Origin of the sequence: Sphingomonas sp. (assembly GCF_025362505.1) — a bacterium.
In the GTDB taxonomy this organism is placed as follows: domain Bacteria; phylum Pseudomonadota; class Alphaproteobacteria; order Sphingomonadales; family Sphingomonadaceae; genus Sphingomicrobium.
The window spans coordinates 1-23262 of sequence record NZ_JANYGG010000071.1 but is presented as its reverse complement, the minus strand read 5'-3'; the positions used below and the strand labels follow the sequence as shown (position 1 = coordinate 23262).

Below are 23262 nucleotides of genomic sequence, written 5' to 3'. Positions count from 1 at the left end.
CAGCCCCACACCGCCCTATCTGGCCGCGTGATGGGCAAGCCGCTTCCTACCCCGTTCGACAAGGTCAAGGTCGTCGCCGAGAACCGGCGCGCGCGCTATGACTATTATGTCGAGGAACGCTACGAGGTCGGGATCGAGCTCAAGGGCACCGAGGTCAAGGCGCTGCGCATCGGCGAGGGCTCGATCGCCGAAAGCTATGCGATGGTCGAAAATGCCGAGGTGTTCCTCGTCAACTCGTCGATCCCCGAATATTCGCACGGCAACCGGATGAACCACGAGCCGCGGCGCAAGCGCAAGCTGTTGCTCAAGTGCCGCGAGATCGCGAAATTGTATGGCGCGGTGAACCGGCAGGGACTTACCCTCGTCCCGCTATCAATCTATTTTAACTCGAGCGGTCGGGCCAAAGTCGAATTGGCGATCGCGCGGGGCAAGAAAATGCACGACAAGCGGGAGGTCGAGAAGGAGCGCGACTGGAAGCGCGAGCAGGGCCGCCTGCTCCGCCACGATTCCTGACCCGATGAGCACCGTCAGGGCCTTCTTCCTCCGTCATATCCCGACCCGCGAAACGATCGGCGAGCATCGGCTGCTGCGCCCGTTCGCCGGCCCGCTCAGCCAACCGAATTTGTGGCGGATGAACCACCGCTCGGTGCCGCGCGCGGTCGCGCTCGGCCTCGGCATCGGAATCATCATTCCGTTCATGCACGTTTTTGTCGCGGCGCTGCTGGCGGTGCCGGCGCGGGCAAATATCGCGATTGCCGCTTCGCTGACGCTGGTCGTCAACCCGCTGACCATTGTCCCGATGTATGCGGCGGCTTACCAGATCGGCAAGTGGGAGCTGCGTCGCGGCGCCGACGTCGATCCCGCAGCAGCCGCGCAGGTCTCGGGAGAGATTGCCCGCTTTCTGTTCTGGATCCACCACGCTTCGGGGCCGATCGCGCTCGGTATCCTGACCATCGCCGCCACCGCCGCGTCGGTCGGCTATGTAGGCAGCGCCTTCTTCTGGCGCCGCTGGATTACCAGCAAGTACAGCGCCCGCCGCGCTTTGCGCCGTTTCGAGCGCCGTTCGTCGAACTAGCATAGCGGTTTGTCGAGCGCTTCACCGCGCGCTCATGTTACGCGACAAAGACATGTCAATCGCTCTGTTTTCATGGGGACTGCCTTGACCTATCGCCTCGCCACCGCGCTTGCCGCGACGACCATCCTTGCCGGCTGCACCACGATGGTGGCAGCCCCGTTGTCGCCGCCCTCCCAGATCAGCGAGGCCGTCCCCGCCGCACCCCCGGCGCCGCGTTCGCAGATCGGCACGTTCGGGTTTGACGCGGCTGGCATGGAGCGCAGCGTCTTGCCGGGCGATAATTTCTATCAGTTCGCCAACGGCGCCTGGTCGAGCACGACCGCGATCCCCGCCGACAAGTCGAGTTACGGCAGCTTCAACCTGCTCGACGACCTGTCGAAGCAGCGCACCCACGGCATCCTCGAGCAGGCCGCCGCCGACCCCGACAGCAAGATCGGCTCGGCCTTCACCGCCTTCCTCGACACCGCCGGGATCGAGGCGAAGGGCCTCGCTCCGATCAACCCGTGGCTGGGCGAAATCGCCGCGGTCGGTTCGAAGGCCCAACTCGCCCCGCTCTATGCCATGGCCGCCGCCCTCGGCATTACGACCCCGTTCGCGACCAGAGTCGGCCAGGACGACAAGAACCCCGAAATTTACGTGCTCGGCGTCTCTCAATCGGGCCTCGGCCTGCCCGACCGCGACTATTATCTCTCAACCGACGCCAAGCTCGCCAATACTCGCGCGAAATATCTCACTCATCTGACCACGATGATGAGCCTCGCCGGGCAGCCCAATGCGGCCGCCCGTGCCGCCGCCGTCCTCGCCTTCGAAACCGGTTTGGCGAAGGCGCACTGGACGCGCATCGACAGCCGCGACGCCGACAAGACCTACAATAAGCTGACCGTAGCCGATCTCGCCCGGACCGCTCCGGGCTTCGACTTCCGTTCGATGTTCGCGGCCAATGGCACCGCCGTCGACAGCGTCATCGTCGCCCAGCCGAGCGCAATCGGCGGCACCGCTCGGCTGATCGCCGCGACCCCGCTTGCCGTGCTCAAGGACCAGCTTTTGGTCCGCTCGCTCGACGCATATGCCGACTATCTCCCGTCGGCGTTCGACAAGGAGAATTTCGCTTTCTACGGGACCGTCCTGTCGGGCACGCCCGAACAGCAGGTCCGCTGGAAACGCGGCGTCGAGTTCACCACCGGCGCGCTCAGCGACGAGGTCAGCAAGATATACGTCCAGCGCTATTTTCCGCCTGAAACCAAGGCGTCGGCCGACGCGCTGGTCAAGAATGTCGTCGCGGCGATGGACCGGCGCATCGATACGCTTGATTGGATGAGCGCCCAGACCAAGGTGCGCGCGCATGCCAAGCTCGCCGCCTTCACGCCGAAAATTGGTTACCCCGATCGCTGGCGCGATTTCTCGGGTCTCGAGGTTCGCCGCGACGATGCGCTCGGCAACGCGATGCGCTCGGCGCGATTCGAGCATGGCTATAACATCGGCAAGCTTGGCCAGCCCATCTACCGCTGGGAATGGGGGATGACCCCGATGGAGGTCAACGCCTACGCCAACTTCGGCATGGTCGAGATTGTCTTCCCGGCCGCGATCCTCCAGCCACCGTTCTTCGACCCCAACGCCGACCCGGCGGTCAACTATGGCGGGATCGGCGCGGTGATTGGCCATGAGATGAGTCATCACTTCGACGACCAGGGCGCCAAGTACGACCTGACTGGCAAGCTGGTGAAGTGGTGGACTCCGACTGACACGACCGCCTTCCAGGCGCGCCTCGACGCGCTCGGCAAGCAGTATGACGCCTACGAGCCGTTTCCGGGCGTCCACGTCCAGGGCAAGCTGACGATGGGCGAGAATGTCGCCGACCTCGCCGGGCTAGCGGTCGCCCACGACGCCTATCTCGCTTCGTTGGGCGGCGCGGCCTCGCCGGTGATCGACGGCACTACCGGCGATCAGCGCTTTTACCTCGGCTGGGCGCAGGTCTGGCGCCAGAATATTCGTGAGGAGGCCGCGCGCCAGCGGCTGCTGACCGATCCGCACTCGCCAAACGAGCAGCGCGGTAACGTCGTGCGCAACATGGACCCGTGGTATTCGGCGTTCGGCGCCCAGCCTGGGCAGAAGCTTTACCTTGCGCCAAGCCAGCGGGTGCGTATCTGGTAGGGAGTGCTCCAAAAATCGCTCGCCCCGCTTGACGCCCGCCTCCTCGAAGGAGGCGCGCTTGACAGCGGTCAGCGCTGGCTGGTGCCGGCGCTGGTCGCGGCGGCGGCGGCGAGTGGGGCGGTTCTATTCTGGGTGATCGGCGCACCGCGGTTCGCGCTGCTGTTCTTCGCCGGCTTCGTCGCGATGCTGGTAGCCGTGTTCGTCCTCGAGCGGCGCGGCGCGCGTATCCCGGCTGCGGAAGCGGTCGCGGTGCCCGACCTTTCGCTGCTCGGGATGACGTTGTCGTTGCTGGGCGACGCCGCCGTGCTGACCGACGGCGACGCCCGCATCCTCGTCGCCAATCCCGCCTATCGCGACCGCTTTCCGGATGCCCCGTCGCCGCTCTCGCTTGGCGACTCTGCGCTAGCCGAGGCGAAGGCGATCGCATGGCGCGACGGATCGGCCAGCGCCGCGCTCGATCCCGACAGCCCGGTCGACATCGAGCGAGCAGGCGCGCGCGGTGACCTTTTGCTATGGCGCTTCCCCTGTAAACTGCAGCCAGATCCGATCAGCGTTGGCGCTCGCCGCATTGCCGGGGCAGCCGGAAGCCGGCTTGCCAGCGCCGGGGTGTTGGCGGCTTTCGTCGATCATGATGGCCGAGTGCTGGGCGCCAACAAGTTGTTTACTGATCGCGCCATCGCCGCTGGTGCCGGGGCCGAGGCACCGCTGTTCGCCGACCTCGTCGACCTTGGCGATGACAATTGCGCGCGCCTCGTTGCCGAGGGCGAACAGGGTGGACCATTACGCGCCGTGCTCGTCCCGATCGATCCGACGACGAACAGTGCCGCCGGCACCTTCCTGCTGTTCGAGCAAGGCGAATTGGCAGGTAACAACGCAGTGGGCGCCAACCTTCAGGCGCTGCTTGACGTGCTCCCGGTCGGCCTCGCGCTGGTCGATCGCGACGGGCGCTTCATCACGGCGAACAAGACATTTCACACTGCCGGGGGCCTCAAGGGATCGCTCCCCGCCTATCCCGGCGATCTTGTCGTCAAGGACGACAAGGGCGCGGTCGCCGATGCGATTCGACGCAATGCCCGCGGGCCGGCGATGTCGGGCGATCTCGCGGTCCGTCTCGCCTCCCAGCCCGCCGAGCCGGTCGCGCTGACCATCGCCGGCTTGCGCGGCCTCGGCGACGCGGCGGTGCTGCTGCTGCTCAAGGACAATAGCGAGGAGGCCAAGCTCAAGCGCCAGGTCGCGCAGGCCACCAAGATGCAGGCGGTCGGGCAATTGGCGGGCGGTGTTGCACATGATTTCAACAACATCCTGACCGCGATCATCGGCCACTGTGACCTCATGCTGATGCGCCACACGCCGGGCGACAGCGACTATGACGACATTCAGCAGATCCGCTCCAACTCCAACCGCGCCGCCGGCCTGACCCGCCAGCTGCTCGCTTTCTCCCGCCAGCAGACCCTCCGCCCGCAGGTCCTCCAACTGCCCGATGTCGTCTCGGAAGTGTCGCATCTCCTCAAGCGCCTGCTCGGCGAGACGGTCGAGCTTCAGCTCAAGCATGGCCGCGACCTCGGTTCGGTCCGTGCCGATCCCGGCCAGCTCGAGCAGGTCATCGTCAACCTCGCCGTCAACGCCCGCGACGCCATGATGTCGAAAGGCGGCGGTGTGCTGTCGATCCAGACCTACGCCGTCAGCGCCGACCAGGTCGCCGAGCTCGGCTCGGACATCCTCCCCACCGCAGCCTATTCGGCGATCTCGGTCGAGGACACCGGCACCGGTATCGCGCCCGGCATCCTCGGCAAGGTGTTCGAACCCTTTTTCACCACCAAGGAAGTAGGCAAGGGCACGGGGCTCGGGCTGTCGACCGTCTATGGCATCGTCAAGCAGTCGGGCGGCTTCATCTTCGCCGACAGCAAGGTCGGCAAGGGCACCCGCTTCACCATCTATTTCCCGGTCCACGCCGCCGAAAAGGGCGAGGCGAGCGCCCCGCGCGCCGCCAAGCCGCAGGACGGCGAGCTATGGGGCACCGGTACCGTCCTGCTGGTCGAGGACGAGCCGATGGTCCGCACTGTCGCCGAGCGCGCGCTGACCCGCCACGGCTACACCGTCATTACCGCGACCAATGGCGAGGAGGCGCTCGAGGTGATCAACCGCGGCGAACCGATCGAGCTGCTGATCAGCGACGTCGTCATGCCGCTGATGGACGGCCCGACGATGGTCCGCAAGGCGCGCAAGTCGCGGCCCAACCTGCCGATCCTGTTCATGTCGGGCTATGCCGAGGAGCAGCTGAGGAATTCGATCGACATCGACAATGTCGCCTTCCTGCCTAAGCCGTTCTCGGTCCAGGAACTGGCCGAGGCGGCGCGCAAGGTTTTGAGTGCGAAATAACCCCGCTTGCGTGTGGCCAAACGGCTGCTATTGCAGCATATCGTGGGGACGCAGCACACTATATTGATCGTCGAGGATGAGCCGCTCATCGCGATGATGCTCGAGGACTTCCTCGATTCGCTCGGCCACAAGGTCAAGGGGATCTGCGAGAGCGTCGACGAGGCTCGCACCGCCGTCGCGGAAGGAGGCTTCGACCTTGCCATTCTCGACGTCAACCTCAAGGGCGAATACGTCTGGCCGGTCGCGACCGACCTTCGCGCCAAGGGTATCCCGTTCGTCATCGCTTCGGGTGGCTATATCGACCCACCGCCGGCCGAGTTCGCCGCCGTCCCGATGATCGACAAGCCGTACACCATCGACCGCGTCACCCCCGCAATCGTCGAGGCACTCGCGGGCTGAAGCCGGAGCGCGCTCGCCGATAAAAGCTGCTATTGTCGCCGGGGGATCCGTCGCGACGCCTCGTGCCGAACCCCGGGGAGAAAATCATGTCCGGATTTCGCGCATTCATTGCCAAGGGCAACGTCCTCGACCTCGCCGTCGCCGTGATCATCGGCACGGCGTTCGCCAAGATCGTCACCAGCCTGACCGAAGACATCATCATGCCGGTCGTCGGCGCGATCTTCGGCGGGCTCGACTTCTCCAACTATTACATGCTGTTGAAGCCAGTTCCTGACACGTATCACGGGCCAATGACCTATGCCGGGCTCAAGGCCGGCGGTGTACCCGTGCTTGGCTACGGCGCGTTCGTCACCGCGCTCGTTGCCTTCGCCATCCTCGGCTACATCATCTATCTGATGGTCAAGGCCGCCGAGCGCGCCATGCCCCCCGCGGAAGTCGTCGTCGTTGCGCCGGAGGAAGTCACGCTGCTGCGCGAAATCCGCGACGAACTGAAGCGCCGGGCCTGACCGCCCGTTAGCCGGCCGGGAGCGGCTCCATCAGCCGCCCCCGCTCGGTCACGGCGACGATCACCAGCGCCGCGCAGGCGGTGAGGGTCAGGCCGGCGAGGTACGGCACGACGGTGCCATCGAACGCGCGGCCGATGACGAGCCCGATCAAGGCGCCGCCGACCGTGCTGATCACGCCCTGGACCGACGAGGCCGTCCCGGCGAAATGCCCCATGTTGGTCATCGCCAGCGCCCCGAAATTCGACGAGCACAGCGCGAAGGCGACCAGCGCCACGCCCTGCAGGACGATGAACAACCCAAGGCTCTCCTGTCCCGCAACGGCCAGCGCCCAATGCAGCGCGCCTACCGCGACGAGCGCGATCAGCCCGGCGTGACCGACCCGGCGCAATCCGAACCGACCGACGATCCTCGAATTCGTGAAAGCCGCCGCCGACATCGGCGCGGCGCAGGCGGCGAACACCAGCGGGACCAGCTGGGCCGCGTGAAACACGTCGGCGGTGATCTGCTGCATCGTCGCGACATAGGCCGACAGTGCGCCGAACAGCGCCGTCCCCGCCAGCGTGTAGCCGATTGCCAGCCGATCCTGGACCACTAGCCGAACACCCTGCAGAATGACCGATGGATCGAGCGATCGCTGGTCTTCGGGGTGGAGCGTCTCGGGCAGCCTCACGAACGCCCAGCCCAGGATCGCAAGCGCGTAAATTGCCAGGACGATGAAGATCGCCTGCCACGGGGCGAAGGCCAGCACCGCTTGGCCGAGCGACGGAGCGACTACGGGCACGACCATGAAGATCATGAACACCAGGCTCATCACCCGTGCCATCGCCTCGCCCTCGAACAGGTCGCGCACCATCGCGATCACCAGCACCCGCGTCGACGCCGCCACCGCGCCCATCGCGACCCGCCCGGCGAGGAGCCAGGTGAAGCTGGTCGCGAATCCGCACCCGAGCGCGAGCAGGGCGTAGAGCGAAAGACCCGTCACCAGCATCGGCCGCCGGCCGAACCGGTCGCCAAGTGGTCCCCAGAACAGCTGTCCAACTCCGAATCCCAGCATGTAGAGGATGATCACCAACTGCTGGTCATTCTCGCTTGCCACCCTGAACTGGCGCGCGATCGCCGGCAGTGCCGGGAGCATCGCGTCGATCCCGATCGCATTCAACGCCATCAACGCTGCGAGCAGCACGACGCTCTCTCGCTGGCCGAGACGGGAACGGGCCGTCGGACCGGCAAGGGCAGATTCAAGCATAGCGCGTGCTGGGCCTTTTTGTTCGCAAGTGCAACAAACGAAGAGGTGATTGGAGTCGCGTTTTTGCGTTATTTCCTACGCCGTCCTTTGCTGTTACCATCGTCGCGCTCGGTCACCCGCTCGGGGAGACCATCGATGATCCAATCTTGCGACGCCCGTCATCCCGGGCTTGACCCGGGACCCGCCTTTGCTTTTTCGACACCGCGTCGGATCGCAACCGTCAAAGTCGATCCGCGCACAGGGCTTGTAGTGTCCATCTTGTCCATGTTCGGAACTTTGTTCGCCACTTGTTCTCATGGAACAGATGATGTACGCCACTCAAATCGCGGATATGCGAAATGAGCATTGTTGACGGGAGGACCGGGGTCATGGCAGCCAATCTGAAAGTCGTAGCGGGTGAAGATAAAGTGAGCATGGATCGTCAAAAGGCCCTCGAGGCCGCGCTTGCGCAGATCGACCGCGCATTCGGCAAGGGCTCGGCGATGAAGCTCGGCAGCCGCGAGCAGATCGAGATCGAGACGATTTCGACCGGCAGCCTCGGGCTCGACATCGCACTCGGTGTCGGCGGACTGCCACGCGGCCGCGTGATCGAGGTCTACGGTCCGGAAAGCTCGGGCAAGACCACCCTTGCGCTCCATGTGATCGCCGAGGCGCAGAAGAACGGCGGGACCGCCGCCTTCGTCGATGCCGAACATGCGCTCGACCCGGGTTACGCCAAGAAACTGGGCGTCGACATCGACAATCTCATCGTCTCGCAGCCCGACACCGGCGAGCAGGCGCTCGAGATCGTCGATACGCTGGTCCGGTCGAACGCGATCGACGTGCTGGTGATCGATTCGGTCGCCGCGCTCGTTCCCCGCGCCGAGATCGAGGGCGAGATGGGCGACAGCCATGTCGGCCTTCAGGCCCGCTTGATGAGCCAGTCGCTGCGCAAGCTGACCGGTTCGATCAGCCGCTCCAAGTGCATCGTCATCTTCATCAACCAGCTGCGGATGAAGATCGGCGTGATGTACGGCAATCCCGAGACCACGACCGGCGGCAACGCGCTTAAATTCTACGCCAGCGTCCGCCTCGACATCCGCCGCACCGGCCAGATCAAGGACCGCGACGATATCGTGGGCAACACCACCCGGGTGAAGGTCGTCAAGAACAAGGTCGCGCCGCCGTTCAAGCAGGTCGAATTCGACATCATGTACGGCGAGGGCATCTCGAAAGTCGGCGAAATTCTCGATCTCGGGGTCAAGGCCGGAATCGTCGACAAGTCGGGCGCCTGGCTCAGCTACGATTCGGTTCGCATCGGTCAGGGCCGCGAGAACGCCAAGACCTATCTCAAGGAAAATCCCGAGATCGCCCTGCGCATCGAAAATGCGGTGCGCGGCAAGAAGGACGAGGTTGGTGAAGCACTGATGGTCGGCGACACGCCCGACGACGAATGATCCGTCAGGCTCCCGGCTCGGTGCCGGGAGCCAGCGGCGGCATGTGGCTCGGTGCATGCGGCGGCTCGACGTCGATCGGTCGCTCGGGGTCGAGCTCACCCTCCCAGCCGGCGACGAGCACCGCCGCGACGGCATTGCCGACGACATTGGTCGCCGACCTCCCCATGTCGAGGAAATGGTCGACCGCCAGGATCAGCAGCAGCCCGGCCTCGGGAATACGGAACATCGACAGCGTGGCGGCGATCACGACGAGGCTTGCGCGCGGGACACCCGCCATGCCCTTCGACGTGATCATCAGCACCAGCAGCATGGTGATTTCCTGCCCGATGCTGAGGTCGATGCCATAGGCCTGCGCAATGAAGATCGACGCGAAGGTCATGTACATCATCGACCCGTCGAGGTTGAACGAATAGCCCAGCGGCAGGACGAAGCTGGCGATCCGCGGCGGCACCCCGAACCGCTCGAGCGCCTCGAGCGTGCGCGGATAGGCGGCCTCCGACGAGGCGGTCGAGAAGGCCAGTACGATCGGGTCGCGGATATAGCGCAGCAGATCACGCGCTCGCCGTCCCTGCGCGAGGAACGCAATCCCGATCAGGATCCCCCACAGCAGCGCCAGCCCGAAATAGAAGCTGCCGACGAACCGCCCGAGGCTGAACAAAACGCTCGGGCCCTGCTCGACGATCGCGCTCGCCACCGCCGCGAACACCGCGAACGGCGCCACGCGCATGACATAGTCGGTGACCTGCAGCATGACCTGGACCAGCGCCTCGATTCCGCGCACCAGCGGCCGCGCGCGTTCGCCGAGCGCCGTGATCGCGACCCCGAAGAAGAGCGAGAAGATGACGATCGGCAAGATCTCGTTCTTCGCCATCGCGTCGATCACCGAAGCCGGCACGAGGTGGCTGATGAAGTCCTTGAGGTTGAACGCCGCCTTGTCGAGGCCGCTCGCGGCGGTGACGTCGGGCAGTGGCAGGCCGATCCCGACGCCTGGCTGGAGCAGGTTGACGAGCACCAGCCCGAGCGACAGCGAAATCAGGCTGGCGAAGATGAACCAGCCGAGCGAGCGCAAGCCGACGCGTCCGAGCGTGGCGACGTCGCCCATGTGCGCTATCCCGACGACCAAGGTCGAGAACACCAGCGGCGCGATGATCATCTTGATCAGCCGCAGGAACAGCGCGGTGACGATCGAGAAATAGCCGGCGATATCCTTGAGTTGCGCCGCCGCCGTCGGCGTACCGTCGTCGATCGCCGAATTGATCGCCCAGCCGGCGATGATTCCCAGCACAAGCGCGAACAGGATGAAGCGCGTCAGTTTCTTGGCCAAGCCGGATCCTCTCAAAGTCTGATCTCCTGACAAGCCGTTGCCGCGCCGGGCGTCAAGCTTTGCGGCGAGCAACGCCAGCGGTTAGGGGGCCACGATGACCGGATCACCTCTCGACACGCTCGACCCGCGCTACTCGACCATCCTGTGCGACATCTGGGGGGTCGTTCATGACGGCGTGCGGCTGAACCCGGGCGCCGCCGACCGGCTGCTCGGCTGGGCCGGGGAGGGACGGGCGACGATCCTCGTCACCAACGCCCCACGCACCGCCGACACGGTGCGCAGCCAGCTCGACGCGCTTGGCCTGCCGCGCGCCACCTATCACGGCATCTCGACCGGCGGGCAGGCGGGGATGGACGCGCTGAAGAAGCTCGGCGCGCCGGTTGGCCTGATCGGCACGCGCGCTGACCGCCTCGATCTCGAGCGCGCCGGGCTGCGGATCGCCGCCGGGGGCTTCACCAACCTCGCCTGCACCGGCCTCGACGAGCGTCGCGACATGATCGCCGAATACTCCGCCGAACTCGAAGCACTCGCAGCCCGCGACGTCCTGCTCCATTGCCTCAATCCCGACCGTGTCGTGATGGTCGGTGCCTACGCCGAGATCTGCGCCGGCGCGCTGGCCGATGCGTACGAAGCGATCGGCGGCCGCGTCTGCTGGTACGGGAAGCCCTATCCGGCGATCTATGACCACGCGCTCGGCCTCGCTGGAAACCCGCCGCGCGACCGTGTGCTGGCGATCGGCGACGGTCTCGTCACCGACGTGCTCGGCGCCGCGCGCTACGGCATCGACTGCATCTACGTCACCGGCGGGATCAGCCGCGGCGAAGGGTTCCCGCCAGACTTCGCCCGCCAGCACGATCTCGCAGACTGGCGCCCGATTGCGGTCGTCTCGTCGCTCCGTAGCTAGGCCGTCTCGGTCACCCGCTCCTTGATCACTTTCTCCGCCAACGGACCGTTCAGCTCGGCAAGATGGTCGAATGCCGCTTCATAGGTCGCCAAGCCGTGGCTCAGCGATCGCAGCTCGGCTTCCAGCCCGTCGAGTTCGTTGGCCGGCACCAGCGCCTCGATCCGGTCCCACCCGGTCCAGCCATCGCGCGGGGCCAGCCCAAGCATCTGTCCGCGCCGGCTCGCCACCGCCGAGCTCACCTTGCTCGTCGCCGACGACGGCGTGACGATCACCAGCCGATGGACCGGCTCGAGCAGGTGCGCGGCGGCCTGGCCGAGTGCCTCGCCCATCGCGATCCGCCCGGCCATGCGAAACGCCAGTTCGCTCGAATCGACGCTGTGATAGCTGCCGTCGAGGAGGGTCACCGCGACATCGACCACCGGGAAGCCCATCGGCCCCTTCGCCAACGCCTCGCGCACCCCTTGCTCGACCGCGGGGATCCACTGTTTCGGCACCGCGCCGCCACTGATCTCCTCGGTGAAGCGAAAGCCCTCGCCACGCGCGACCGGTGCGATTTCGATGACCACGTCGCCGAACTGGCCGTGCCCGCCCGACTGCTTCTTGTGCCGACCGCGCTGGGTGACGTGGCGGCGGATCGATTCACGGTAGGGGATGTGCGGCGCCCGGCTCTTCACCTCGACGCCATAGCGCCGCATTAGCCGCGCAAGCACGGTCTTGAGATGCTCGTCATTGACCCCGCGCAGGCGCATTTCATGGTCGTCCTGCTCGAGCGTCAGCGCGCTATCTTCCTCGATCAGCCGGGCCAGCGCGGTCGACAGGCGAACGTCATCCTTGCGGTCGGCGGGCTCGATCGCCAGCGCGCAGTTTCGCAGCGGGGGGTCGAGCGCGAGTGGCGGCGGCAGTGGTCCGGTCGACAGCCAGTCGCCCGCGCGGACCCCGTCGACCTTGGCGATCGCAACGAGGTCGCCAAGCCGCGCCTGGCTGGTCTTGGTGGGCTTGTCGCCCTGGACCTGGAACAGCGCGCCAAGCCGGGCGCGACCCCCCGACGACGCGTTCAACTCGGCTCCCTCGCCGATATCGCGGCCAAGCGCGCGGGCGAACACCAGTCGCCCGATTGCGCCGCCGTGGCTGACCTTGAACGCGAATAGCGACGGCGCCACGACGTCGAGCCGTCGCCCGGTCTGGTCGGGCGATGGCGTCTCGTGGCGCAGTGCCTTGAGCAGGCGTCGAATTCCCCAGCCGCTTGTCGCCGAGCCGAACAGCACCGACACGCCAAGGTTGTCGCCGGTTTCGCGCGCAAGATCGGCGAAGATCGTCGCCGGCTCGGGGGTCTCATCCAAAAGCAATTGCTCGAGCAGGGCATCGTCGTGGTCGGCGAGCTGCTCGAGCATGTGCCCGCGCGCCTCTGCTTCCCGTGCCGCGACCTCTTCCGGGATTTCGATTCGCCGCGATGGCTTGCCCGGCTCGTAATGAAACGCCCGTTCGAGCGCGAGATCGACGAAGCCCGTGACCCTGTCATTTTCGCGAATCGGAATCTGCCGTGCGATCAGCGGAGACACGCTCATCGACTGCAGCGCCGTGAGCAGGTCGCGGATGCGGCCGCGCGCCTGGTCGATGCGGTTGACGAACAGGAAGTGCGGAATGCCCTGCTCGTCGAGCATCCGTAGCGCAGGTGCGGCGAGCGCGGCGCGCGCCGGGTCGGGATCGACGACGACGATGGCGAGGTCCGCGACCGCTACCGCGCGCGCGCCATCGGCCGCAAAGCCGACCGATCCCGGCGCGTCGACTACCCCGAACGATTGGCCCAGATAGTCGAATCGCATCAGATTCACTTCGGTCGATCCGCCCCGGCTGCGCGCCTCGGGGCTGGCGTCGCCGACCGTCGCGCCGGGTCCGCCCTGCCGGTCGATCGTCCCGGCGGCGAACAGCAGGGCTTCGGCCAGGCTGGTCTTGCCCGCCCCGGCCGGTCCGACCAGGGCGATGACTCGAGTGCCGTTAGTTGCTCTTTCCGAATCATTGGGCATGCGACTCTCCTCTCGTCCGTTTTGGCGGGCGCGCGAGTCGCTGAAGCGGCCACTGCGCGCTCCGAAGGAGAGTAGCGTCGGCCCGTCGCGGGCGCTTGGCAAGAGGGGTCAGTCGCGGGCAGCGCGCATCGTGGACATCGCGCCGACTTGCCCGCCGAGGCGCCGGACCCCGTGTTGTTTCGGGGCGAAGACCCGCCGGCCGGCTAGGCCGCCACGGGCAGCAGCCGCTGGTCGGTGGCGAGGCGGATCAGCCCCGCCTGCAGCTTCTCGAACGCACGCACCTCGATCTGGCGGATGCGCTCGCGGCTGACCCCGAACACCTTGCTCAGATCCTCGAGCGTCTTGGGCTCGTCGACCAGCCGCCGCTCGGTCAGGATCGTCTTCTCGCGCTCGTTGAGCCCTTCCAGCGCCTGCACCAGCAGGTCGTGGCGTACCTGGCGTTCTTCGCTGTCGGCCAGGATCTCGTCCTGCAGCGGGTCCGTGCTGACGAGAAAATCCTGCCACTGGCTCTCGCCGCCTTCGTCGCCGCGCAAGGGCGCATTGAGGCTGGTGTCGCCGCCCATTCCCATGCGGCGGTTCATCGAGATGACCTCGGCCTCGGTCACGCCCAGGTCGGTCGCGATCTTGGTGACGTCGGCCGGCTTGAGATCGCCTTCCTCGAACGCCTCGATCTGGTTCTTCATCCGCCGCAGGTTGAAGAATAATTTCTTCTGCGCTGCGGTGGTGCCAATCTTCACCAGGCTCCACGAGCGCAGGATGAATTCCTGGATCGAGGCGCGGATCCACCACATCGCATAGGTCGCGAGGCGGAACCCGCGATCGGGCTCGAACTTCTTGACGCCCTGCATCAGGCCGATGTTCCCTTCGGAAATCAGCTCTGAAACGGGCAGGCCATAGCCGCGATATCCCATCGCGATCTTGGCGACGAGTCGGAGGTGCGAATTGACGAGCTTGGCCGCCGCGTCAGTGTCGCCATGCTCGCTCCACCGCTTGGCGAGCATGAACTCCTCCTCGGGGGCGAGTATCGGGAACTTCTTGATTTCGCTGAGGTAACGGTTGAGTCCGGCTTCGCCACCAGAGGCGGGTATCGACAGGACTTTGGACTGAGCCATCATTTACTCCCTGGCCGGGGGGTCGCGTCCACCCCGGATCTTATAGTAACTTATACGCCAAGCGCGCTGAACAGATGCTGCATATCCGACGGAAGGACGCTGTCGAACGACAGACGGGCTTTCGTCACGGGGTGAACGAACCCGATTCTCGCTGCATGAAGCGCCTGCCGTTCGAAGCCGAGTTCCCGCAACAACGCACGATGCGTCCGAGCGTTGCCGCCGTAAACCGGGTCGCCGAGCAACGGGTGAGAAATTGACGCCATGTGCACGCGGATCTGGTGTGTCCGTCCGGTCTCGAGCCGGCATTCGACCAGCGCCGCATCGCGCAACGGGGTCAGCCGCCGCCAATGGGTCACCGCCCGCTTGCCGCGCCCCGCCTCCACGATCGCGATCTTCTTGCGGTTGATGGAGGAGCGGGCGAGGGGCGCGTCGATCGTCCCTTCCTCCATCTTCGGCAATCCGTTGACGATCGCCAGATAGCGCCGCTCGATCGAATGGTCGGCGAACTGGCGCGCCAGGCCTTCATGGGCGACGTCGGTCTTGGCGACCACCAGCAACCCCGATGTATCCTTGTCGATGCGGTGGACGATGCCCGGTCGGGCGACCCCGCCGATCCCCGACAGGCTCGCGCCGCAATGGTGGAGCAGCGCGTTGACCAAAGTCCCGTCGAAATTTCCCGCCGCAGGGTGAACGACCAGCCCGGCGGGCTTGTCGACCACGAGCAGATGTTCGTCTTCGAACACGATCCGCAGCGGGATATCCTGCGCCTGATTATGCGCCGGCGTCGGATCGGGGACAGTCAGCGTGAAGCGCTCGTCGCCCTTCACCTTGATCGCGGGGTCGCGCACCAGCCCCGCATCCCCCGACAGCGCACCGCTCTTGACCAACACCTTCAGCCGCTCGCGCGACATCGTCGGCACCGCTTCGGCCAAAGCGCGGTCGAGCCGCCACCCCTGGTGTCCGGCGTCGAGCGCAATTGCGACGTTATGATGCCCCCCGGCCATGGACCGCTAACTTGGGACGGGCGCCAGCCGGTTTCAATACTCACGGATTACGCCACTCATGGGTTGCGCCTCCGCCTTGCGTAAAGCATTGCAGCGCCAATGGACGCCGTCGAACTCGCCAGCCTGCTCTGCTCCCGCCTGTGCCACGACCTGCTGTCGCCGGTCGGCGCGCTCAACAATGGCGTCGAGCTACTCGCCGACGAGACCGACCCCGAGATGCGCGAACGCTGCATGGAACTGCTCGCCGAAAGCGCCCGGGCAAGCGCCAATAAGTTGAAATTCTTTCGCCTGGCGTTCGGCGCGGCGGGCGGCTTCGGCGAGGCGATCGACACGCGCGAGGCAAGGAACGCGATCGAGGGCCTTTACGGCGCCGAAAAACGCATCGAACTGGGCTGGATGGTCGCCGACGACCGCCTCCCCAAGAGCGCGGTCAAGTTGCTTCTCAACCTCGCCATGCTCGCCGGCGACGCGCTGGTTCGCGGCGGAACGCTCGACATCGGCGCCGAACAGGGTGCCAGCCAGCTCGAGATCGTGATTCGCGCCGAAGGGCCACGGATCCTGCTCGACCCGTCGCTGCGCGCGGCGCTCGGTCCCGGCGCGAGCGACCAGATCGAGCCGCGCGCAGCCGGTGCGTGGCTCGCCCATCGGCTCGCCGCCGACGCTGGCGGGACGATCCGCATCAGCGACCCGGCAGATCCCGTCCTGCTGATCGGTGCGACGCTGCCGAACGCCCACTGAGGCACGGCTAACGCGGCATTAACAACTGCGCTCCATAAGCCTGTCGGAAGAACAGGTGGGCAGCGCGGCCGATGGACGATCTCATTACTGATTTCACCGCGGAATGCCGCGAAATGCTCGAGGCGCTTGGCGGCGAAATCGTTGCCTGGGAAGTCCGGCCCGACGACCGCGCTCGGCTCGATTCGATCTTCCGCTTCGTCCACACCGTCAAAGGCAATTGCGGTTTCTTCGATTTCCCGCGGCTCGAGGCGCTGAGCCACGCCGCCGAGGATGCGCTGGCCGACGTCCGCGCCGGTCACCGTGCCCCCGATGGCGCGCTGGTCAGCGCGGTTCTCGCGATTATCGATCGCATCGGCGACATGATCACGATCATCGAAGCGGGCGAAGCGCTGCCCCCGGGCGAGGATCGGGCGCTGATCGCCGCACTCGCGCCGGGCGCCACCGCGCCGGCGGTACCGCTGACCGGCGACATCAAGACGTCCATCGCCCCGCGGACCATTCGCCTCTCGGTCGAACTGCTCGACCGGGTGATGAGCGGTGTGTCGGACATGGTCCTCGCCCGCAACGAACTCGCCCGTCGCCTGCGCGAATCGTCTGGTGACGTGACGGTCGACGGCGCATTCGAACGCTTGTCGGGCATTATCGCCGAAATGCGCGAGGCGATCACGCGGACCCGGATGCAGCGCGTCGAAAACCTGTTCGTCGCGCTCCCCCGCATGGTTCGCGACCTGTCCGCAGAACTTGGCAAGCAGGTGCTGATCGACATCAGCGGCGGCGACGTCGAGCTCGATCGCGAAATGATCGAGATGATCCGCGATCCGCTTACGCACATCATTCGCAACGCCGTCGATCATGGCATCGAATTGCCAGCGCAACGGCTCAAGGACGGCAAGCGCGAGATCGGGCTGCTTTCGGTGTCGGCGCGCCAGTCGGGCAACCAGATCCTGATCGACATCGTCGATGACGGGCGCGGGATCGACTGTGCGCGGCTCGTCGCGAAGGCGATCGGGGATGGCGCCCTGACCAAGACCGACGCTGACGCCATGTCGCCGCGAGACCAGCTTGCGCTGATCTTCGAGGCCGGCCTGTCGACTGCCACCGAAGTAACGTCGATTTCCGGTCGCGGTGTCGGCATGGACGTGGTCCGCTCCAACATCGAACGCATCGGCGGCACCGTCGAGCTCGACAGTACGCTTGGCCAAGGCACTCGTATGACACTGCGGGTGCCGCTGACGTTGACGATTATTCCCGCGCTGACCGTATCGATCGGCGCCCAGCATTTCGCGATCCCGCGCAGCGCGATCGAGGAAATTGTCCGCGCCAACGGCAGTTCGGTCACGCTCGACCGGCTCGGCGAAGCGGGGGTTGCGACCATTCGCGGTCGCCGCGTGCCCGAAATCGCCCTCGCCGAAGTTCTCGGCCTGACCAGCAATGTCCCCGACGAACAGCGAACCCTCGTCGTCATTCGCCCCGCCGGCGGCGACGTCTACGCGCTCGCCGTCGACCATATCCACGATCATGAGGAACTGGTCGTCAAACCCGCCGCGCCCGCGGTCATGGCAACCGGCCTCTACGCCGGGACGACCCTGGCGGACGATGGCAGCCCGATCTTGCTGATTGACCCTGCCGGGCTTGCCGAGCAGGGTGGGATCCGCCTTGAAGCCCAGGACCGGGCTACGCGAGTGGCCGAATCGGCTCCGCAAGCTGAAGTGCGCGAACTTCCCGTTCTCCTGTTCCGTGCGCTCGATGGGTCGCGCCGGGCTCTCGGCCTCGGGCTTGTCGATCGGATCGAGGACGTACCCGCCGACGCGATCCGCTTCGCCGCCGGCCAGCTCCGCGTTCAGCTCGGCGAACACATCCTCCCGCTCGCTGGAGTTCCATCTGGCACGAAGCTCGAGGGCAATATTCGTGTGCTCCGCCTCAACGACGGTCAGAACGAGGTTGGCTATGCCGTGGCCGAGGTTATCGACCTGACCGGGCTGGTCGTCGACATCATCCCCGCCGCGACTCCCGGTGCGGTGAGCGGCGTCGCGCTGATCGGCGGCGAACCCGCCGAACTGCTCGACGCGCACTGGCTGTTCACCCACCACGTTCCCGCGAGCCGCCCCACCGCGCCCGCCGTGTGCCGTCTCGCCGCCGACGATCCGTGGATCCAGAACTTCCTTCGTCCGATCGTCGAGGCCGCCGGCTACACCGTGGTCGACGAAAAGGCCGACGTCGTCGCCGATCTCACCATCTCCTTCGAGGGCCGTGCCGCCGCGACCGACACCAGCCGTACCATCTGGTTGCGCAGCGAGCTCGAAGCGGCTGAGCCGACCGACAGCATCTACCGCTACGACCGCGAGGGCCTGATGCGAGCACTGAAGACAGCCGGGGCAGGGCGCGTGAAATGAACGAACTTCTCCTCATCGTCAGCATCGCCGGAAGCCGCGTCGCCCTGTCGGCCTCGACGATCGAAGGCGTCGTCGAACTCGACACGCTGATCCCGGTGCCACGCGCCGCTGCTCATATCGCCGGCCTATCGGCGTTGCGCAGCCGGGTGCTGACGGTGATCGATTGCCGGTGCTCGCTCGACCTTGGCTCGACCGAACGCAATCCGGGTGCCCAGGAAGCTGTCGTCGCCGAGCTCGACGGTCATCATTATGCCTTGCTCGTTGATCGCGTCGAGGACGTCATCGAGGCGCACGGCACGCCGTCGCCGGTCCGCGCCGCGATGGGACCAGGCTGGGAGCGGGTCGCGCTCGGCATGGTCGAGACCGAGGTCGGCCTGTTGCTGCTGGTCGACGTCGCCGCGATCGTCGGCGGGCCCGATCATCGCGCCGCGATCACAACTCCATTCAGCGCGGCGGCTTAAGTTCTTCGTTACCCTTGCCGTTTAAACACTGACCGACCGGATCAGGAAAGAGTGTCCATGAAGACCTGTTTGATCGTCGATGACTCGAAGGTGATCCGCAAGGTCGCCCGACACATCCTTGAAACGCTCGATTTCGTCGTTGAGGAGGCCGGCGACGGCCGTGAGGCGCTCACCCGCTGTGAGGAGTCGATGCCTGACGTTGTCCTGCTCGACTGGAACATGCCGGTCATGAGCGGGATGGATTTTCTCAAGCTGCTCCGACAGCGCGGACATGGTGACCAGCCCAAGGTCGTCTTCTGCACCACCGAGAACGACATGGCGCACATCCGCGCCGCGCTCGAGGCGGGCGCCGACGAATATGTCATGAAGCCGTTCGACCGCGAAACTCTCCACATCAAGCTCCAGCTCGTCGGTGTCGCCTGATTCCGTGAAGCAGGCGTTTGCCTCTTCGCCCGCAGGAGGCCGTTCCTCCCTTGTGTCGCGACCTATCCGCCTGATGATCGTCGATGATTCGATGGTCGCGCGAGCGGTCCTGTCGCGTATGATCGAAGCAGATGGCGAGTTCGAAATCGCTGCCGTCGCGGGCAGCGCCGAATCGGCGATCGAAGCGCTTGCCCATGTCGTGGTCGACATCGTCCTGCTCGATCTCGAGATGCCCGGCGCCGGCGGGCTGAAATCCATTCCCCGCATCATCGAAGCGGCGCGTGGCGCGCAGATCATGATCGTGTCTTCCTTCGCCGAGGAGGGTGCCGAAGAGACCGTCGCGGCGCTCGCGCTCGGGGCCGCCGACACGCTGCCCAAGCCCGGCACCGGCCGGTTCAACGGACGCTTTTCCGAGATTCTCGTTGCTCGGCTGAGGGCGCTCGGCCGGGCCGATAGGCCGTCCCGCGAAACGGCGGCGCTGATCGCCCGCTCGCAGGCGTCCGGTCCGGCGTTGCGCGCGATGGCATCCGAGCCGATCGAGCTGCTCGCGCTCGGTGCGTCCACTGGCGGGATCCACGCGCTCGGCAATTTCTTCGCCGCCCTGCCGCCCCGCATCCGCGTGCCGATCCTCGTCACCCAGCATTTGCCCGCCGCGTTCATGACGGTCTTCGCTCGCCAGCTCGGCGTCGCCGCCAATCGTCCCGCGGTCGTTGCCGAGGATGGCATGGCCCTCGTCCCCGACACATTGTTCATCGCGCCCGGCGACGCGCACCTGACGATCGCTGCAGGCTTCGACGGGCTTGTCGTCAAGCTGGTGAGACATGCGGTTTCGAGCGGATGCCTGCCATCGGTCGACCCGATGCTCGCCTCGGTCGGTGCTTTGCTCGGGCGCAAGGGGCTCGGCGTCGTCCTCACCGGAATGGGCCGGGACGGGGTCGAGGGCGCGGCCAAGCTGGTCGCCTGCGGTGGCGCGGTGCTTGCGCAGGACGAGGCCAGCTCGGCGGTGTGGGGGATGCCGCGCGCGATTGCCGATGCCGGCCTTGCTGCCGCCATCCTGCCGCCGGACAAGCTCGCCCGCCGGGTGTCCTCGCGTTGCAGCGAGAAATAGGCGTGGAGGTCAGTGATAGTTCCAGCCGCATCCTCGCTGGACTCCTCGAAGCCCGTACCGGCCAGCAACTTACCCGCAGCCGCCGCTGGCGCATTGAAACCGCGCTTTCCTCCATTCTGCGCGAACGCCGCATCGCCACGCTCGACGAACTCATCACGACGCTCGTCATGGGCCGCGATCCCGCGCTGACAGCGGCGGTGGTTGAAGCGCTGCTCAACAACGAAACCTATTTCTTTCGCGACCGAAACCCGTTCGAGCTTCTTGCCAACGAGGCGCTGCCGATGCTCGCCGAGCACCGCAAGGCAAGCCGCCGCATCCGCATCTGGTCGGCGGGCTGCTCGACCGGTCAGGAAGCCTATTCGCTGGCGATGTTGTTCGCCAACGATCCCGAAAAATGGCGTGGCTGGACGATCGACATCCTCGCCACCGACGTTTCGACTTCGGTGATCGAGCGTGCCCGCCGAGGTGTCTATACCCAGTTCGAAGTGCAGCGCGGCCTCGGCGTGCAGGAAATGCTGCGCTGGTTCGAGGAATGCGACGATGGCTGGCGCACCGCCGCCGCGCTCCGTCGACAGGTCCGCTTCCAGGTCCACAACGTCCTCGACACCCCGCCGGTGCCGGGCCAGTTCGACATCATCCTGTGCCGCAACGTCCTGCTCTACCTGTGTGCCGAGAAACGCGCGTTGGCGTTTGACCGGCTGTCGTCGGCGATGGCGCCCGACGCTTGGCTCATGCTCGGCGCCGGCGAGACCGTCATCGGCCAGACCGAGCGCCTGACCGCCGATACCGAGCGGCGCGGGCTCTACAAGCTCGCCAGCGTCGCCGTCCCGCCAGTGTTGCCGGCGCTGCGGACTGCCACCAGCGGGGGTTGACCGGCGGCGCGACCGAGCGCCAAGCCAAGCGGATGGAGATGATCGACACGCCTTCGCCGAATTTCGACGAGCGTTCGCTGCCGGTGTCGATGATCGTTCTGCACTACACCGGCATGCCCGACGCCGCCTCCGCGATCCAGCGCCTGACCTCGCCCGAAGCCAAGGTCTCCTGCCACTACCTTATCGCCGAGGACGGCCAGGTCATCCGCATGGTAGCTGAGGAAAAGCGCGCGTGGCACGCCGGGGCGAGCTCATGGCGCGGGGTCACCGACGTCAACTCGGCCAGCGTGGGGATCGAGATCGTCAACCCTGGCCATGAATTCGGTTATCGCCCCTTTCCGGACGAGCAGGTCGCCGCGCTGATCCCTTTGCTCTCGGCGATCAAGGACCGTCATGGCGTTGGCCGCGGCAATGTCGTCGGCCATTCGGACATCGCCCCGGCACGCAAGACCGACCCCGGCGAGTTGTTCCCGTGGGAAGCGCTCGCCCGCCGCCGCCTCGCCTTGCCGAGCCCGACGCGCAACTTGATGGACCCGTTCTGGACCGACGCCGGCTTCATCCTCGCGCTTGAGCGGTTCGGCTATGACGTCACCGAGCAGAAGAAGGCGGTGATTGCCTTCCAGCGCCGCTTCCGCTCCGACCAGATCGACGGCATCATCGACGGCGAATGCCGGGCGAAATTGCTCTCGCTCTTGCTGCCAAGGCCGCAGTAGCGCATATCTGCCGTGCCAGGCGGCCGGGCGACCGCGGCTCCCTCACGGGAGGCGAGGAAAGTCCGGGCTCCACGGAACAACGGTGCCGGGTAACGCCCGGCGGATCTTCTCCGGAAGGTTCAGGGAAAGTGCCACAGAAAACATACCGCCGGTCTTCGGGCTGGTAAGGTCGAAACGGTGCGGCAAGAGCGCACCGCGGCTTCGGCAACGCGGCCGGCACGGCAAACCCCACCGGGTGCAAGACCGAATAGGGGTGGCACATGAGCCGGTTCCGGCTCGTCACCCGGGTTGGTCGCTTGAGCGGCGGGGCAATCCGTCGCCTAGAGGAATGGTCGCCCAGTTCGCGCGCAGGCGGGAATGGACAGAACCCGGCTTACAGGCCGCCTGGCAAATTATCATGTTCACTGGCGGAGCTTCGCCGGGCTCACTAGGTTGGATAGATATGGCCAAGGCGACACGATCCGATAATTGGGGCTTCCCCCGCTGGAGCAGCTACGGCGCAAAAAGCACCGCTGCGGTTCGAATCCGGCTGTGCGACCGCCAGGGCTGCAACGAAGCCGGCGACCGTCCCGCGCCCAAAGCCCCCAACCGGCCCGACCGCTGGTATTTCTGCGAGTCCCACGCCGCCGAATATAACAAGAACTGGAACTATTTCGCCGGGCTCAGCGAGGAAGAGGCCGCGCGGCAAGCCGCCGAGGCGGAAGAGGGCCCGTCCTATCGCAGCTCGGCACATTATCAGTGGGCCGGCCCCGGTGACGGTTCGCGGAGCCGCGACGAGATGCGCGCACTGGATGTTCTCGATCTCCCGCCCGATGTCGATGCAACGGCGGTCAAGGCCGCCTATCGCCGCTTGGCCAAGGAAAATCATCCCGACGTCAACAAGAACGACGACGAAGCCGCCACTCGCTTCCAGCAAATTCAGGCTTCGTACGACGTGCTGCGCAAGGCCGACGAGCGCCGCACGGCGGTTGCCAACGCGACGATCTAAGTCGTC

General features: G+C 66.0%; 21 protein-coding genes and 1 other RNA gene. 17 read left to right on the top strand and 5 right to left on the bottom strand.

Features of this window, described 5'->3' with window-relative positions; all coding sequences use genetic code 11:
* Window positions 1-30: 30 nt before the first annotated feature.
* From smpB to mscL, 6 genes are all read left to right on the top strand, one after another.
* On the top strand, window positions 31-513 hold the full coding sequence (smpB, locus tag Q0R27_RS06870; protein WP_293942688.1) for an SsrA-binding protein SmpB: 483 nt from the start codon (window positions 31-33) through the stop codon (window positions 511-513).
* 4 nt (window positions 514-517) lie between these two features.
* Window positions 518-1075, top strand: coding sequence for a DUF2062 domain-containing protein (locus Q0R27_RS06865; protein WP_293942685.1), 558 nt, complete (start codon window positions 518-520; stop codon window positions 1073-1075).
* A gap of 144 nt (window positions 1076-1219) precedes the next feature.
* Window positions 1220-3226 (top strand): M13-type metalloendopeptidase, encoded by a 2007-nt coding sequence (locus Q0R27_RS06860; protein ID WP_293942760.1) that lies wholly within the window; start codon window positions 1220-1222, stop codon window positions 3224-3226.
* Window positions 3227-3307: 81 nt separating this feature from the next.
* Window positions 3308-5605: a response regulator gene (locus Q0R27_RS06855; RefSeq protein WP_293942758.1), complete on the top strand. Its 2298-nt coding sequence runs from the start codon at window positions 3308-3310 to the stop codon at window positions 5603-5605.
* Window positions 5606-5647: 42 nt separating this feature from the next.
* Window positions 5648-6004, top strand: coding sequence for a response regulator (locus Q0R27_RS06850; protein ID WP_366079988.1), 357 nt, complete (start codon window positions 5648-5650; stop codon window positions 6002-6004).
* 83 nt (window positions 6005-6087) lie between these two features.
* Window positions 6088-6510, top strand: a complete 423-nt coding sequence (mscL, locus tag Q0R27_RS06845) for a large conductance mechanosensitive channel protein MscL (RefSeq protein ID WP_293942754.1) — start codon at window positions 6088-6090, stop codon at window positions 6508-6510.
* A 7-nt stretch (window positions 6511-6517) separates the two neighbouring features.
* On the opposite strand, the gene Q0R27_RS06840 is transcribed toward mscL, so the two are convergent.
* Window positions 6518-7756, bottom strand: a complete 1239-nt coding sequence (locus Q0R27_RS06840) for a multidrug effflux MFS transporter (RefSeq protein ID WP_293942682.1) — start codon at window positions 7754-7756, stop codon at window positions 6518-6520.
* 368 nt (window positions 7757-8124) lie between these two features.
* Between Q0R27_RS06840 and recA the strand changes: the two genes are divergently transcribed.
* Window positions 8125-9192 carry a recombinase RecA gene (gene recA / locus Q0R27_RS06835; protein WP_293942752.1) on the top strand — a complete coding sequence of 356 codons (1068 nt, stop codon included), beginning with the start codon at window positions 8125-8127 and terminating at the stop codon, window positions 9190-9192.
* A 4-nt stretch (window positions 9193-9196) separates the two neighbouring features.
* Here recA and Q0R27_RS06830 read toward each other — a convergent pair whose 3' ends face one another.
* The gene (locus Q0R27_RS06830; protein ID WP_293942679.1) at window positions 9197-10516 is read right to left on the bottom strand and encodes a dicarboxylate/amino acid:cation symporter; all 1320 of its coding nucleotides are present in this window, start codon (window positions 10514-10516) and stop codon (window positions 9197-9199) included.
* Between the two features lie 94 nt (window positions 10517-10610).
* On the opposite strand from Q0R27_RS06830, the gene Q0R27_RS06825 reads away from it, so the two are divergent.
* Window positions 10611-11420 (top strand): TIGR01459 family HAD-type hydrolase, encoded by an 810-nt coding sequence (locus Q0R27_RS06825; protein WP_293942676.1) that lies wholly within the window; start codon window positions 10611-10613, stop codon window positions 11418-11420.
* Here the strand turns inward: Q0R27_RS06825 and Q0R27_RS06820 are convergent.
* The 3 genes from Q0R27_RS06820 to Q0R27_RS06810 all read right to left on the bottom strand — a co-directional run bounded on the left by Q0R27_RS06820 (window position 11417) and on the right by Q0R27_RS06810 (window position 15560).
* Entirely contained in the window at window positions 11417-13444 is a 2028-nt protein-coding gene (locus Q0R27_RS06820) for an elongation factor G (RefSeq protein WP_293942673.1), read from the bottom strand. The two genes, Q0R27_RS06825 and Q0R27_RS06820, sit on opposite strands and share 4 nt — an antisense overlap.
* A 203-nt stretch (window positions 13445-13647) precedes the next feature.
* Window positions 13648-14559 carry an RNA polymerase sigma factor RpoH gene (rpoH, locus tag Q0R27_RS06815; RefSeq protein WP_293942670.1) on the bottom strand — a complete coding sequence of 304 codons (912 nt, stop codon included), beginning with the start codon at window positions 14557-14559 and terminating at the stop codon, window positions 13648-13650.
* 47 nt (window positions 14560-14606) lie between these two features.
* Window positions 14607-15560, bottom strand: a complete 954-nt coding sequence (locus Q0R27_RS06810) for an RluA family pseudouridine synthase (protein WP_293942668.1) — start codon at window positions 15558-15560, stop codon at window positions 14607-14609.
* Window positions 15561-15659: 99 nt separating this feature from the next.
* Between Q0R27_RS06810 and Q0R27_RS06805 the strand changes: the two genes are divergently transcribed.
* From Q0R27_RS06805 to Q0R27_RS06765, 9 genes are all read left to right on the top strand, one after another.
* Window positions 15660-16298 carry a histidine phosphotransferase family protein gene (locus Q0R27_RS06805; protein ID WP_293942666.1) on the top strand — a complete coding sequence of 213 codons (639 nt, stop codon included), beginning with the start codon at window positions 15660-15662 and terminating at the stop codon, window positions 16296-16298.
* 71 nt (window positions 16299-16369) lie between these two features.
* Complete coding sequence (locus tag Q0R27_RS06800) at window positions 16370-18691, top strand: chemotaxis protein CheA (RefSeq protein WP_293942664.1); 2322 nt, start codon at window positions 16370-16372, stop codon at window positions 18689-18691.
* On the top strand, window positions 18688-19152 hold the full coding sequence (locus Q0R27_RS06795) for a chemotaxis protein CheW (protein ID WP_293942662.1): 465 nt from the start codon (window positions 18688-18690) through the stop codon (window positions 19150-19152). Before Q0R27_RS06800 ends, Q0R27_RS06795 begins: the two co-directional genes overlap by 4 nt.
* A gap of 57 nt (window positions 19153-19209) precedes the next feature.
* Window positions 19210-19575 carry a response regulator gene (locus Q0R27_RS06790; RefSeq protein WP_293942661.1) on the top strand — a complete coding sequence of 122 codons (366 nt, stop codon included), beginning with the start codon at window positions 19210-19212 and terminating at the stop codon, window positions 19573-19575.
* A gap of 52 nt (window positions 19576-19627) precedes the next feature.
* Window positions 19628-20683 (top strand): chemotaxis-specific protein-glutamate methyltransferase CheB, encoded by a 1056-nt coding sequence (cheB, locus tag Q0R27_RS06785; RefSeq protein ID WP_293942660.1) that lies wholly within the window; start codon window positions 19628-19630, stop codon window positions 20681-20683.
* Between the two features lie 2 nt (window positions 20684-20685).
* Window positions 20686-21555, top strand: coding sequence for a protein-glutamate O-methyltransferase CheR (locus tag Q0R27_RS06780; protein WP_293942658.1), 870 nt, complete (start codon window positions 20686-20688; stop codon window positions 21553-21555).
* 32 nt (window positions 21556-21587) lie between these two features.
* Window positions 21588-22268 (top strand): N-acetylmuramoyl-L-alanine amidase, encoded by a 681-nt coding sequence (locus tag Q0R27_RS06775; protein WP_293942750.1) that lies wholly within the window; start codon window positions 21588-21590, stop codon window positions 22266-22268.
* A gap of 15 nt (window positions 22269-22283) precedes the next feature.
* Window positions 22284-22660, top strand: an RNA gene (gene rnpB / locus Q0R27_RS06770) — RNase P RNA component class A.
* A 50-nt stretch (window positions 22661-22710) separates the two neighbouring features.
* Complete coding sequence (locus tag Q0R27_RS06765) at window positions 22711-23256, top strand: J domain-containing protein (RefSeq protein WP_293942657.1); 546 nt, start codon at window positions 22711-22713, stop codon at window positions 23254-23256.
* Window positions 23257-23262: the final 6 nt, after the last annotated feature.